General features: G+C 58.9%; 14 protein-coding genes. 8 read left to right on the forward strand and 6 right to left on the reverse strand.

All coding sequences use genetic code 11. The annotated features are described in order from the left end of the window. Complete coding sequence (gene dapD / locus AC2FJV_RS07980) at positions 1 to 828, forward strand: 2,3,4,5-tetrahydropyridine-2,6-dicarboxylate N-succinyltransferase (RefSeq protein WP_281973038.1); 828 nt, start codon at positions 1 to 3, stop codon at positions 826 to 828. Positions 829 to 892: 64 nt separating this feature from the next. On the opposite strand, the gene AC2FJV_RS07985 is transcribed toward dapD, so the two are convergent. Beyond that, complete coding sequence (locus tag AC2FJV_RS07985; protein ID WP_496713327.1) at positions 893 to 1,228, reverse strand: cupin domain-containing protein; 336 nt, start codon at positions 1,226 to 1,228, stop codon at positions 893 to 895. A 117-nt stretch (positions 1,229 to 1,345) separates the two neighbouring features. Here AC2FJV_RS07985 and AC2FJV_RS07990 point away from each other — a divergent pair, with 117 nt between their 5' ends. Then, complete coding sequence (locus AC2FJV_RS07990) at positions 1,346 to 1,690, forward strand: DUF8846 family protein (RefSeq protein ID WP_039539567.1); 345 nt, start codon at positions 1,346 to 1,348, stop codon at positions 1,688 to 1,690. Here AC2FJV_RS07990 and AC2FJV_RS07995 read toward each other — a convergent pair. Continuing rightward, complete coding sequence (locus tag AC2FJV_RS07995; RefSeq protein ID WP_496713329.1) at positions 1,687 to 2,745, reverse strand: transporter substrate-binding domain-containing protein; 1,059 nt, start codon at positions 2,743 to 2,745, stop codon at positions 1,687 to 1,689. The two genes, AC2FJV_RS07990 and AC2FJV_RS07995, sit on opposite strands and share 4 nt — an antisense overlap. Before the next feature lie 208 nt (positions 2,746 to 2,953). Here AC2FJV_RS07995 and dapE point away from each other — a divergent pair, with 208 nt between their 5' ends. Genes dapE through rnr form a run of 3 tightly spaced genes read left to right on the forward strand, consistent with a single transcriptional unit; the run spans position 2,954 to position 6,981 of the window. Then, positions 2,954 to 4,093: a succinyl-diaminopimelate desuccinylase gene (dapE, locus tag AC2FJV_RS08000; RefSeq protein WP_496713331.1), complete on the forward strand. Its 1,140-nt coding sequence runs from the start codon at positions 2,954 to 2,956 to the stop codon at positions 4,091 to 4,093. 3 nt (positions 4,094 to 4,096) lie between these two features. Then, positions 4,097 to 4,672, forward strand: a complete 576-nt coding sequence (locus tag AC2FJV_RS08005) for a TIGR04282 family arsenosugar biosynthesis glycosyltransferase (protein WP_496713333.1) — start codon at positions 4,097 to 4,099, stop codon at positions 4,670 to 4,672. Positions 4,673 to 4,719: 47 nt separating this feature from the next. Continuing rightward, a complete protein-coding gene (gene rnr / locus AC2FJV_RS08010; protein ID WP_496694189.1) occupies positions 4,720 to 6,981 on the forward strand; it encodes a ribonuclease R in 2,262 nt (753 codons plus the stop codon). A gap of 31 nt (positions 6,982 to 7,012) precedes the next feature. Here the strand turns inward: rnr and AC2FJV_RS08015 are convergent, their stop codons facing one another. Then, entirely contained in the window at positions 7,013 to 7,411 is a 399-nt protein-coding gene (locus AC2FJV_RS08015) for a DUF1801 domain-containing protein (protein ID WP_496689955.1), read from the reverse strand. Next, entirely contained in the window at positions 7,408 to 8,106 is a 699-nt protein-coding gene (locus tag AC2FJV_RS08020; protein WP_496710126.1) for a glutathione S-transferase family protein, read from the reverse strand. Before AC2FJV_RS08020 ends, AC2FJV_RS08015 begins: the two co-directional genes overlap by 4 nt. A gap of 82 nt (positions 8,107 to 8,188) precedes the next feature. Between AC2FJV_RS08020 and AC2FJV_RS08025 the strand changes: the two genes are divergently transcribed. Together AC2FJV_RS08025 and AC2FJV_RS08030 are read left to right on the forward strand one after the other, a co-directional pair. Beyond that, a complete protein-coding gene (locus AC2FJV_RS08025) occupies positions 8,189 to 8,902 on the forward strand; it encodes a helix-turn-helix transcriptional regulator (protein ID WP_496689953.1) in 714 nt (237 codons plus the stop codon). Between the two features lie 62 nt (positions 8,903 to 8,964). After that, entirely contained in the window at positions 8,965 to 10,263 is a 1,299-nt protein-coding gene (locus AC2FJV_RS08030; protein WP_496689952.1) for a lytic murein transglycosylase, read from the forward strand. Positions 10,264 to 10,336: 73 nt separating this feature from the next. Here AC2FJV_RS08030 and AC2FJV_RS08035 read toward each other — a convergent pair whose 3' ends face one another. Together AC2FJV_RS08035 and AC2FJV_RS08040 are read right to left on the reverse strand one after the other, a co-directional pair. Continuing rightward, positions 10,337 to 11,734 (reverse strand): aspartate aminotransferase family protein, encoded by a 1,398-nt coding sequence (locus tag AC2FJV_RS08035; RefSeq protein ID WP_281995446.1) that lies wholly within the window; start codon positions 11,732 to 11,734, stop codon positions 10,337 to 10,339. Between the two features lie 75 nt (positions 11,735 to 11,809). Next, a complete protein-coding gene (locus AC2FJV_RS08040; protein ID WP_271949594.1) occupies positions 11,810 to 12,493 on the reverse strand; it encodes a GntR family transcriptional regulator in 684 nt (227 codons plus the stop codon). A 141-nt stretch (positions 12,494 to 12,634) separates the two neighbouring features. Between AC2FJV_RS08040 and AC2FJV_RS08045 the strand changes: the two genes are divergently transcribed. After that, positions 12,635 to 13,720, forward strand: coding sequence for a polyamine ABC transporter substrate-binding protein (locus tag AC2FJV_RS08045; RefSeq protein WP_142637176.1), 1,086 nt, complete (start codon positions 12,635 to 12,637; stop codon positions 13,718 to 13,720). The last annotated feature ends 48 nt before the right edge of the window (positions 13,721 to 13,768 follow it).

A 13,768-nucleotide genomic window follows, 5' to 3' on the forward strand; every position in this document is an offset into this window, starting at 1 on the left:
ATGTCCAACGCGCAACTGGAAGCCGCCATCGAAGCCGCCTGGGAGGCGCGAGATGCCATCACCCCCGCCACCACCGGCGAGACTCGCGAAGCGATCGAAGATACGCTGAACGCGCTGGACAGCGGGTCGCTGCGGGTGGCGGAAAAGCAGAACAGCGGCGACTGGCATGTGAACCAGTGGGCGAAAAAAGCGGTTCTGCTGGGCTTTCGCATCAAGGATATGGAAATCCAGACCGGCGGCGCTCAGGACGGCGGCTGGTGGGACAAGGTGGACAGCAAGTTCGCGGGTTGGGGTGAAAACCAATGGCGGGCCGCTGGCTTTCGCGCGGTGCCGAATTGCGTCGTTCGCAAATCCGCCTTTATTGCGCCCGGCGTGGTTCTGATGCCGTCATTTGTGAACCTGGGTGCCTATGTGGACGAGGGCACAATGGTTGATACTTGGGCCACCGTCGGTTCATGCGCGCAGATCGGCAAGAACGTCCATCTGTCGGGCGGTGTTGGGATCGGCGGCGTTCTGGAACCGATGCAGGCGGGTCCGACCATCATCGAAGACAACTGCTTTATCGGCGCCCGGTCCGAAGTGGTCGAAGGCTGCATCGTGCGCGAAGGCTCGGTTCTGGGCATGGGCGTGTTCATCGGCAAATCGACCAAGATCGTCGATCGCGAAACCGGCGAGGTCACCTATGGTGAAGTTCCGCCCTATTCGGTGGTTGTTGCGGGCTCGATGCCGTCCAAGAACAACATCAACCTCTACTGCGCCGTGATCGTGAAACGGGTGGATGAAAAGACCCGCTCGAAAACCGGGATCAACGAGCTGCTGCGCGACTAATACTGGGCGCGGATCAAACAAGGGGGCTGCAGCGCGATCCGCTGCCGCCCTTTTTTGTTATCGCTTACCCTTTGACCGGATAGCGGTCCGGTTCTTCGAACACATCAATGACGCGCGACCCGGCTTTGATCTTGCCGCCATGCTCCACTCCTGCGGGGATCGAATAGCTGTCACCGGGGCCATAGCTCCTGGTTTCATCGCCAATGGTCAGCTCAATCTCACCTTCGACCACAGTTCCCCATTGTGCCAGATGGGAATGAAGGGGCAGTTCGAAATCCTGAAGAAAGGTAAAAAACGCCACCAGCCCCGCGTCTGATCTGATCACGGCCGTTTGCACCACATCTTCGGGGAAGGGCACGTCGAGGCTTGGGAATCCTGTGATGAAATCCGGATAAGTCATGGCAACGTCCTTTTGTGATCGGTGTCAGGTTACTGCGGGCACTATGGCGGCACAGGCGATCCACTGCAATTCCCCGGCTGCTTGACCGCAGGCAGGCACGCGGCTATGGCCCCTTGCATGGAAAAGCAAAAGAAACCTTCGCGTCAGCAGGTCTATACCCTTCTTGTGCAGATCGGTCGCAAGGATGGAGATGGCCTGCCCGACGGCGCAACCGGGGCGGCATTGATGTGTTTTGCCAGTGGCGTCGACGAGGCCGAGGCCGTGCGCGAAACGGTGGCGATCCTGAAACAGGCAGATACCGCGCCTTTGGATGTCACAGGCTATGGCACTTTGGCCGAACGTGAGGCGCAAGGTCACGAGATCGACCCGGATGAACGGGCCCTAATGCAGCGCGCACTGGATGAAAATGCAGTGATCGTGGCGCAGATGACCCCGTTTTTCGGGGATGAAGAGACGGCTTAGTTCCGCGCCCCAAACCACTTGCGATAAATCTCGTCATAGGTGCCGTCTTCGCGCAGCGCCAGCAGCGCCTGGTTGACGTCTTCGACCAGCGGGGACCCGGTAGGGAAGGCAATGCCGTAATTCTCGCGCAGGAATATACCGCCTGTCATCGAGGCGATCCGGCGTCCTTCATGGGCGGCGAAATAGGACAGGATCGGCGCATCGAACACGATGGCGTCCAGTTCCTCGTTGCGAAAAGCTTCAAGCATGGGGTCGAGCCCATCATAGTTGGTAAACTCGATCTCGCGGCGGTTCAGGAAGTTCGCAGCGGTTGAATTCGTGATTGTTCCGACCTCTTTGCCGTAAAGGTCATTTATCGAATTCACGCTGCCACTGATTGCATCCACTGTCATGACCGAGGTGATCCGCGCAGTGAAGACCGAGACGATAAACAGCGAAGATACAACCAGCACTACACCCAGAATTCGACCAAATGGCGTGCGCGGCATTCGTTCCTCAAACCCGCCATTGACCACCAGGTTCAAGGCCCACCAGAATGAGGGGAACCAGGCCTCGTCAAGCTTGCGGTCGAAATAGGGCTGCGAGCGGCGCTCGAACACCCACATCAGCATGCCGCCGCCAAGAAGGATGGCAAAGGCGAGCCCGATAGCAATGAACAATTCGCGCGACAGTAACGCATGTAGCAGTGACGGGCGGCGCACCGCGTCCGATGGCACCATGATCTGCAAACCAGCCTCGAAAATCGGCTGGCTGAAGTCCATCTGCGTTTCTCGCGAGGCAGTGATCGAGATATTGGCGATGGCCAGATCTGCGGATCTGTTCTGCACTGCGCCCAGCATGTCGCCAAAGGCGTCGGAACGTTGGATGGAATAGTCCCAATTCAGGGATTCAGCCAACGCCTCAAGCAGGTCCATCGAGAATCCGGTTTGGGCTCCATCTTCGACAAAAGAAAACGGAGGCCGTGTCACGGTCGAAACCGTCAGCGTCTGGGCCTGGCTTTGCTGGCCGAGAACGGCGAAAGTCAGGCAGATCAATGCGAAAAGAGCACGTGTCATCGTAAAATCACCTGTTTCGCGGCCCTCTAGCGCATATTCGAACCGGCAGACAAGGCAATCGCAGCGTAAGGCCCCATGTTTTCCGGGGGTGTCAGTTCGATACAAGGTGGAAAAAGCCCGCGGTTTCTGGCCTGTTGGGGTTGGCAATCGGGCCAATTCGTTGAATCTGTGCGCGAACCTGAAAGAAATTTTATGGAAAGGGCCCACCATGACAGATCCGATTGCGTTGACGGCCGACCTGATCCGTTGCCCATCGGTCACACCTGAAGAAGGCGGTGCCCTTGTCCTGCTGCAGGATGTCCTGTCGCAGGCGGGGTTTGATTGTACCCGTGTTGATCGCGCCGGCATCAGCAATCTGTTTGCGCGATGGGGTGCAAAAGGTCACGCCCGAAGCTTTGGTTTCAACGGTCACACCGATGTTGTTCCGGTGGGCGACGAGGCCGCTTGGACCACACCGCCTTTCGGGGCAGAAATCCGGGAAGGGTTCATGTATGGACGCGGGACCACTGACATGAAATCGGGTGTGGCGGCCTTTGCAGCGGCGGCAGTGGATTTTGTACGCGACACGCCGCCCGACGGGGCGATCATCCTGACGATCACGGGTGACGAAGAGGCTGATGCGCTGCATGGCACCACCGCCCTGCTTGACCATATGGATCAATGCGGCGAGCGGATGAGCGTCTGCCTGGTCGGTGAACCCACCTGCCCGAACAGGATGGGTGAAATGATGAAGATTGGCCGTCGCGGCTCGATGACCGCCTGGTTTACCGTAACAGGTGTGCAGGGCCATTCGGCCTATCCGCACCGGGCAAAGAACCCACTGCCCGCCATGGCCCGGCTGATGGACAGGCTGGCCAGTCACGAGTTGGACCGGGGATCTGATCATTTTGACGCCTCGACGCTGGCGGTTGTGGCGATCGACACGGGTAATTCCGCCACAAATGTCATCCCGGCACAGTGCAGCGGGGCGGTGAACATCCGGTTCAACGACCTGCATTCCGGCGCCAGCCTCAGCGATTGGCTGCAAGCGCAGGCGCGCGATGTAGCCGCCGCGTTTGGCGTTGATGTTGATGTGCGGATCAAGATATCGGGCGAAAGCTTTCTGACCCCTCCTGGCCCTCTGTCGGAATTGGTGGCCAAAGCGGTTGCGGCTGAAACCGGGGTCACGCCCGAGATGTCAACAACCGGGGGTACTTCGGACGCGCGTTTCGTCAAGGATCATTGTCCGGTTGTCGAATTTGGTTTGGTCGGCAAAACCATGCATCAGGTGGATGAATGCGTTGAGGTGGCGCAGATTGAACAGCTCAAGGCGGTCTATACCCGTATCCTGACCGACTATTTTTCCTGATTCATGCAGCGCACCCTGGTGATCATGGCGAAAGAACCGCGCCCGGGCCGTGTCAAAACCCGGTTGGGGCGCGATATCGGTATGGTCGGTGCGGCGTGGTGGTTTCGCCATCAGACCCGCTCTTTGATCCGGCGCCTGCGCGATCCGCGCTGGCAGATCGTGCTGGCGGTCTCGCCGGACCGCGAAGGGCTGACCAGCCGCATCTGGCCCGCTGATCTGCCACGTGCGCCACAGGGGCGTGGGGATCTAGGCGATCGTATGGGGCGGATGCTGCGGGAAATGCCAACAGGGCCAGTCTGTCTGATCGGTGCGGATATCCCAGGGGTTACACGGGGGCATATCGCGCGCGCGTTCCGGGCATTGGGGCGCAACCAGATGGTGTTTGGTCCGGCCCCGGATGGCGGATATTGGCTGGTCGGGGCGCAACGCATTGGTGCCCTGCCACACAGCCTGTTTCAAAACGTGCGCTGGTCGACGGAACATGCGCTGGCCGACACGCTGGCCTCGATCCCCGGATGCCGGGTGGAGATGCTGGATCAGCTGCGCGATGTCGACACGGTTGCTGATCTGCAAGCCTGACCCTTTTTGGTCATGACGCCGCCGCATCTCCGTGATAGGCCGAAATCATGACTCGCATCCCTACCAAGCAAGAGGTCCTCGATTGGATCTCAGCGAACCCCACCCTGACCTCGAAACGCGACATTGCTAAAGCCTTTGGCATCAAGGGCGCGGATCGGATCGACCTGAAACGGATCCTCAAGGAACTTGAGGCCGAAGGGCATCTTGAAAAGCGCAATCGCAGCTATCGTGACCCGGATCGTTTGCCGCCTGTCAGCGTGTTGCAGGTGAAGGCGCCGAATGCCGATGGTGATCTGTTCGCGCGCCCGCTGGAATGGCATGGCGAAGGGGTCGAGCCGGTTGTTCTGATGATCACTCGCGCCAGTGACCCGGCGCTGGGTGAAGGCGACCGCATTCTGGCCCGTCTGACCGTGGTGCATGAGGAAGACCATAATTACGAGGCCCGCCTGATCCGCCGGATCGGAACCAACCCGCGCAAGATCGTCGGTATCTTCCGCAAAGGGACCGAGGGCGGACGGATCGTGCCCATCGACAAGGCCGGGCAGAACGAGTGGTTGGTCAATGAAGGTGCCGTACTGGGTGCAAAAGACGGTGAGCTGGTCGAGGCAGAACAGGCCGGACCCAAGACCCGCATGGGCCTGCCACGTGCCCGCATTGTCGAACGGCTGGGCGACCCGTCGGCCCCCAAGGCCGTGTCGCTGATCGCCATTCATCAGCATGGCATTCCCGATGACTTTCCCGACACAGTGATTGCAGAGGCCGACAAGGCCAAACCCGCTGGCCTGAAAGGGCGCGAAGACCTGCGCGATATGCCGCTGCTGACCATCGACCCCTCAGACGCGCGGGATCATGATGACGCCTGTTTCGCCCATGCTGACGATGATCCTAAGAACCCCGGGGGGCATGTTATTTGGGTCGCCATTGCTGACGTCGCCGCCTATGTGCAGCCCGGTACGGCGCTGGACCGCGAGGCGCGCAAGCGGGGCAACTCCAGCTATTTCCCCGACCGCGTGGTGCCGATGCTGCCGGATCGGCTGTCCGGTGATTTGTGTTCGTTGCACGAAGGCGTCCCGCGCGCGTGTATCGCCGTGCGGATGCAGATCGACGCCGAGGGCAACAAGATCGGCCACCGGTTCGTGCGGGGGCTTATGCGCTCCGCCGCCTCGCTGCATTATGCCGAGGTGCAGGAGGCCATCGATGGTGCCCCCAATGACCGCACCGGGCCTCTGTTAGAGACCGTATTGAAGCCGCTCTATGCTGCTTATGCTGCACTGAAAAAGGCGCGGGGTGTGCGGCAACCGCTGGAACTGGACCTGCCGGAACGCAAGATTATCCTGAGCGATACGGGCGACGTTCAAAGCGTGGCTTTCCGCGACCGTCTGGACGCGCATAAGCTGATCGAAGAGTTCATGATCCTCGCCAATGTCGCTGCGGCTGAAACCCTGATCGCCAAGCGCCGCCCGCTGCTGTTCCGTGTCCACGAAGAACCAGCACCCGAGAAGCTGGAAAGCCTGCGGGAAACGGCTCAGGCGGCGGGGTTGAATTTGGCCAAGGGGCAGGTGTTGCAGACCCGCCACCTGAACGCACTGCTGAATGCGGCTGCGGGCACCGAGGATGCAGAGTTGATCAATCTGACCACCCTGCGGTCGATGGCGCAGGCCTATTACAACGCTGAAAATTTCGGCCATTTCGGGCTGGCGCTGCGGAATTACGCGCATTTCACCTCGCCCATCCGGCGCTATGCCGACCTGATCGTGCACCGCGCGCTGATCTCGGCCCATGGCTGGGGTACCGATGGGCTGACCGAGGATGAGATCGCCCGGCTGGACGAAACTGCCACTCATATCTCGGATACCGAACGCCGCTCGATGATGGCGGAACGAGATACGACCGACCGGTATCTGGCGGCTTATCTGAGCGAGCGCGTTGGGACTGAGTTCTCGGGTCGGATCAGTGGTATCGCCCGGTTTGGGGCTTTCGTGAAAATGGACGAGACCGGCGCGGACGGTCTGGTACCGGTGCGATCCTTGGGGCGCGAGTTCTTCCATTTCGACCGCGAGGCCGGAACCCTGATGGGGTCGGACACCGGGCTGATCATAGCCATCGGCCAACGCGTCACCGTGCGTCTGACCGAGGCGACACCTGTGACGGGCGGGCTGGAGTTGGAGCTGTTGTCGATCGACGATCAGGCCCTGCCGACGGGGCGCGGAGGAGCATCCAAGCGCCCAACGCGACGCAAGGCGGTCAGCACCAAGCGCAAGAAGGACAAGATCAAACGCAAGGTGGAACGCAAACGCCGTCAGAAGTGATTTCGCATCTCGGGAACAAGGCGAATGTAAGTTAGCCTTTTCCGGGAAGGTGATAGGTCAACGCGCGGGCGATCAGCCAGCCATGGCGGGTGGCGTCGATCTGACCCGGGTCATCAAACAGAACAGCGCGGTTGCCGTCTATCCGATCTTCGCCCGGAAAGGCCGAGGTGAAATCGCCCATCAACCGGCTTTGACAATGCACGAACAGGGCAAAGCGGGCTGCTTTGTGCCCGCCCAATCGGATCGTGGATCCCTTGGGCGCCAGATAGGCGGGCTGCCCCCAGCGCAATGCCTCTTGCAACGGCTGCGCGCGGGGCAACGAAGTGGCGGTTTCCAGGATCAACTGACGCAGTGCAAGCGCCCCGACACGTGTGCCTTCGGGCAGGGCTTGATAGGCCGCTGCCACTGCGGGATCGTCAAATTGTGTCATGACAGCGGTATCGCCTGCTCCATCCGGTCTATGTAGTCGCTCAACAGCTTATCCTGTTTGATCCGCTGGGTCAGCGGTGTATTGGCCGGCGTCGCGCGCATCGCGGCAAGCATCGGGGCCACGCTCATATCCACTGAGGTCGGGGTTTCTCCCATCAGATAAGTCGACTGCCACAGATAGGCCGAGATCGCCTCAAGATCGCGTTCCAGCCTATCCTGACGTTCCGCATCTGAGAATCGAGAGACGCCCTGAAACCCCAATCCTTTAACAACGTTCTTGCGGATAGAATTGGCAACTGGTTTGCGGATCAGGGCGGGGATGCCAGTGAAAAAGGTCTTATACAGAATCGGCCAGACTTCGTCATTGGCCCAACGGTCCTGAACGATCTGAAAATACAAATGTTCCTCAGCCAGGCGGATCAGAGCACGAGATTGGGCTTTTTGCAGATCGCCCAGCCCGTGATCAAAATCGGTGCCTTGTGTCTCAAGCCAGTCGCGGATCAGGTCGCTGTCGGGGATCAGACGCTGGGGCGTGCGCAGAACCGGCAGCTTTTGATGCGGCATCTTGCGCGGGTCAAGAAGGTCAGATCGCTGCCAGCGTTGGCCCGATGTTTGCAGCATTAGTGCGGTTTTCACGCAAAACGGGCTGGCGCTGAACAGGCCAAAGGCAGAGGGGTAGGTCAAAAGGGTCAGCATCTTAGGCTCCATCATGGGGATATGTGATGGGTACGCCGGCCTAATGACAGTTTTTGTCATTAGAGATAAAGTAACCTGCATTATGACCCGCACCGCCCGTTTGTTCCAATTAATGCAATCCTTGCGCTCTGGCCCGTCGCCAAGAACGTCGATTGAGCTGGCTCAGGATCTGGGCGTTTCGCCGCGCACGATTCACAGAGACATCGATTCATTGCGTAGCCTCGGCGCCGTGATCGACGGAGAGGCGGGGTTCGGGTTCACCCTGATCGAGGACGCCACCCTGCCACCGCTTGGCTTCACCGATGATGAGCTTGAGGCCCTGGTGCTTGGCCTGCGCGAGGTACAATCCATTGGTGATCCCGGCCTCTCAGAGGCTGCCAGCGAAGTCCTACGCAAGCTGCAGGGTCGTTTGCCACCGCGCCAGTCTCAGCGCCTCAGCCATGCGGTGCTGACCGCCACACGGTTTGACCGGCCGGCGAAACCAACGGTGGATGTCGCTGAACTGCGGCGGGCCACCTGGGACGAACAGACGATCGAATTTTCCTATTGGGATGCCAAAGGCGATGAGACCCATCGCCGCGTAAATCCGTTGAGCATCGTTTACATGGACCGCGCCAGCGTGCTGATCAGCTGGTGTCTGTTGCGGCAGGATTTCCGCGTGTTTCGGTTGGATCGCATGCAAGAGATGCAGATTACCGGGGCCTCGTTCCGGCCCAATCGGGTCCCCCTGCTGCGCGAAGCTCTGAACCGGCTGCGGTCCGAGCGAGAGGCGAGAGACCGCGACTCGGAAAGCTGAGCGCTTTGAGATTTGCCATTTTTGCGCTATCCTGTGGTTGAGCAGTTATCAGGAAATTCGGAATGCGTAGATGCGTAAGCGGCGTTATGACCGCAGCATTATGGGCATCCATCGTACAGGCGGAGTCCATCAAAAGCCCGGAAGGGCCACAGCCGATACAATTGGCGTCGGCTGATCTTACAGTCTCAATCCGACCGGTCGTCCGACCATCGGAGGAAATGTATCGCGTGTCAGAGGAAAGAAGCGCCCGGTTTCAGGCGTGGCTTGGTGATTTTCGGGCGAGGGCACAGGCGCAGGGCATCCTGCCCGGGACTTTGGACCGCGCGCTTGCGGGGCTGGCCTATGACAAGGACATCATCAAGCGCGATCGTAATCAGGCTGAGTTTACCAAGCCCATCTGGGACTATCTGGATGCGGCCGTTTCTGATCGGCGCGTCGCGGACGGTCGCGCGGGGTTGGAACGCCATGCCGCGGTGCTGACCCGGATTGAGGCGCAGTATGGCGTCGAAAAAGAGGTCGTGGCCGCGATTTGGGGGCTTGAGACATCTTTCGGCACATTTCGGGGGTCGGATCAGACGATCCGTTCGCTTGCGACGCTGGCCTTTGATGCCCGACGGGCTGAGTTCTTTGAAACGCAACTGATTGCCGCCTTGCGGATCATTCAGGTAGGCGATGTCAGCCCCGCAACGATGATCGGAAGCTGGGCCGGAGCAATGGGGCATACGCAGTTCATACCGACCTCGTTTTTGGATCACGCCGTGGATTTCGACGGTGATGGGCGGCGGGATATATGGGCGGATGACCCGACCGACGCGCTGGCCTCGACAGCGGCCTATCTGGCGCGTCATGGGTGGACCAAGGGACAGCCATGGGGTGTTGAAGTGCGCCTGCCCGCCGGGTTCGATTTTGCGGCCGCGAGACGCGATTACACGCTGCTGCCGTCAGACTGGGCGGCGCTGGGCGTGGTTGCGTGGGATGGACAGCCGCTTGCGGATCATGGTCAGGCAGCGATCTTGTTGCCAGCGGGTGGTGAAGGCGTTGCATTGATGGTCTTCGAAAATTTCCGCGTGATCGAGCAATACAACGGTGCAGATGCCTATGTGATCGGCATTGGACATTTGTCCGACCGTCTGGCGGGCCGCGCGGCGTTTCAGGCCGAGTGGCCTCGGGGTGATCGGGCGTTGAGCTTTGCTGAGAAGAAGGAATTGCAGCTCCGGCTGACCGAAGCCGGGTTCGATACGCAGGGGATCGACGGGCGCACCGGTCCGAACACCACCGAGGCGGTTCGGGCCTATCAACTGGCACAGGGGCTTTTGCCGGACGGCTATGCGTCCGCGCCGCTGTTAGAGCGGTTGAGGTAGGGGAGGGGGCTCTGCCCCCGTCGCCTGACGGCGCCTCCCCCGAGGTATTTTCAGCCAGATGAAGCTGCGCGGGTCAGGAGGCCGCTTTCATCAGGCCCTGTGCGATGATCTCGGCCTGTGCCTCGTCCAGAGATTTGTGGATGCGTACGAGCATCTCATCAATTTCCGCGGGTGTCAGAACCAGCGGAGGAGAGATGATCATCCGATCGCCCACATGGCGCATGATCAGGTTATTCGCAAAGCAGCGGTCGCGGCAGATATAGCCGACTGTACCCGGATCGGAGGCGAATTTGGCGCGGCTGGCCTTGTCCGGGGTCAACGCAATCGAGGCCATCATGCCGACGATCTTGGCCTCGCCCACAAGCGGGTGATCGGCCAGCGCCTCCCATTTTTCCTTCAGATACGGCGCGGCCACATCGCGGACATGCTCGACGATCTTTTCTTCTTCGAGGATGCGCAGGTTTTCCAGTGCCACGGCGGCGGCGACCGGATGGCCGGAATAGGTGTAGCCGTGATTGAACTCGGTGCCACCAATGACCTCGGCGATTTCATCGCTTACGATGGATCCGCCAATCGGCGCATAGCCCGAGCTGAGGCCTTTGGCGATGGTCATGATATCGGGGCGAATGCCGACGGTTTGTGACCCGAACCAATTGCCGGTGCGGCCAAAGCCGCAGATGACCTCATCCGCGATCAACAGGATATCGTATTTGTCACAGATGCGCTGAATTTCAGGCCAGTAGGTATCCGGTGCAACGATCACGCCACCTGCGCCCTGAACGGGTTCGGCGATAAAGGCCGCGACGCGGTTTTCGCCCAGCTCCTCGATTGCTTCTTCCAGCTCACGCGCGCGGGCCAGGCCGAATTCTTCGGGTGACATGCTGCCACCTTCGGCCCACCAGTTTGGCTGGTTGATATGGTGGATATTCGGGATCGGGATTCCACCCTGCGCGTGCATCCCTGCCATGCCGCCCAACGACGCCGAGCCGACCGAAGAGCCATGATAGGCGTTATGGCGGCTGATGATGATGTTCTTGTCGGGCTGGCCTTTTTCGGCCCAATAGGTCCGAACCAGACGGATGTTTGTGTCATTCGCCTCAGACCCGCCGGCTGCAAAGAACACATGGTTCAGATCGCCCGGCGCAAGTTCCGCGATCTTCGCGGCCAGCGCGATGGCAGGGACGTGGGTCGTTTTGAAAAAGGTATTGTAATACGGCAGTTCGCGCATCTGGCGGGCTGCGACCTCGGCCAGTTCATCGCGACCATAGCCGATATTGACACACCACAGGCCCGCCATTGCATCGAGTATTTCTTCACCCTCGCTGTCCGTAAGGTAGACGCCCTTCGCACGGGTGATCACGCGCGCGCCTTCTTTCCCTAGGGCGCCATTGGCCGAAAAAGGGTGCATGTGGTGGGCGGCGTCCAAGGCCTGCAGCTGGGCCGTGGGCAAATGGTTTGTGATGGTCGACATCGGAAAATCTCCTGCAAGAGCGATTGGCAGCTACAATATGATCAAATTTTTTCCTGTCAATCGAATCGGACAGATCTAAGCGTTGACTAAGGCGTCTGCCATCAGCTCCATGCCCTGTTCGATATCTTGTGCGGTTGCTTTTGCTGCCATATCCGCGTCCTGATTGCGCAACGCCGAAATGATATCCTTGTGGCGGTCCGGCAGGCTCTGAGTGCCGAATCTACCACATACAACGCGCAAAGACGGCCCGAATCTAAGCCACAGGCGCTCGGCCAGATCATTGAGAATCGGGGCGTTTGCATGGCCGTAAAGCGTTTCGTGAAACCGGTGGTTGAGGCGCAGATAGCCGCTGACGTCTCCATCGCTGATAGTGCGATCCAGACGTTGGTCGATCTGCTCAAGATGATCAATGTCCTGAGGTGTCACATTCGCAGTTGCACGCCTCGAAAGCTCTGATTCTATTTTGATTCTTGAATAAATCATCTGTTCGACGTCGCCGTCGGTCAGAAGAGGAACACTCACTCGGCGGTTGCCCTGAAACACCAGAGCACCATCGGATATCAGGCGCCTGATCGCCTCCCGCACAGGGGTCATTCCAACACCCAGCGAATCAGTGAGACCCTGGATCGTGACGGGTTGCCCCGGCACCAATTCACCGTACATGATTTGTGATCTGAGGGTATTATAGACCTGTTCATGCGCAGGTCGTTTTTCACGCGCACCGTCAGTGCTGGATGCCTTATTTTTGATCAAATCCAAGTGGTTTGCCCTGTTTCCCGCTATGTTGACTTGTCAGGTTTCTGACCTCGTGAAACCATACGACGGATCGTGCGAAAACGCAAAACTTGATCAAATCCAAAAAAACGGGAAAATAGCGCGTACACTTGCAGGGAGAATAATATGACAATCAAAACGCTGACCATGACAGCGGTCATCGCATTGGGGACTTCGGCGGCCTTCGCTGAAGAGGTGCGTGTTTACAACTGGTCCGACTATATCGACGAAGAGCTTCTGACAAAGTTCGAGGAAGATACCGGTCTGACTCTGATTTATGATGTTTTTGACAGCAACGAGGTATTGGAGACCAAGATGCTGGCCGGTGGATCAGGCTATGACGTGGTGGTGCCTTCGGGTACTTTCCTTCAGCGTCAGATCCAGGCTGGAGCCTTTCAGGCGCTTGACGCTGCACAGCTGTCGAATTCAGGCAATCTGTGGGATGTGATTCAGGAACGTACTGCCGGGTATGATCCGGACAACGCCTATTCTATCAACTACATGTGGGGCACAACCGGGCTTGGTGTAAATGTTGGAAAAGTGCAAGAAGCGTTGGGCGAGGATGTTGCGCTGAACAGCATGGATCTGGTTCTGAAACCCGAGAATATGGAGAAACTTGCATCCTGCGGCGTACATTTCCTGGATGCTCCGGCAGAAATCATTCCGATGGTTCTGCAATATTTGGGTGAAGACCCGGACAGCCATGACAAAGATGTTATTGGCAAGGCCGAGGCGGTTTTGACCAGCGTTCGACCGCACATTCAGAAGTTCCACAGCTCGGAATATATCAACGCATTGGCCAATGGCGACATCTGTGTCGCCGTGGGGTGGTCGGGTGATATCCTGCAGGCCCGCGATCGTGCGGCCGAAGCCGATAATGGTGTTGAAATTGAGTATCATCCCTTTGCTGAAGGGTCGTTGATGTGGTTCGACCAGATGGCGATTCCGGCTGATGCTCCGAACCCGGAGGGTGCGCATAAATTCCTGAATTTCATTCTGGATGCCAACAATATGGCTGCGGCCTCGAACTATGTTTACTACGCCAATGGCAACAAGGCTTCGCAAGAATTTCTTGAGGAAGACGTGATCGGTGATCCGGCCATCTATCCGGATGATGCGACCATGCAAAACCTCTATATCACGACGCCTTACCCGTCGAAGATACAGCGGGTCGTGACCCGTTTGTGGACCAAGATCAAATCGGGCACCTGATCCGGCTTGTTTCAGCAGGGCGGACCAACCGCCCTGCCATTCTTTTCA

The organism is Ruegeria sp. CDSA241 (genome assembly GCF_059611265.1).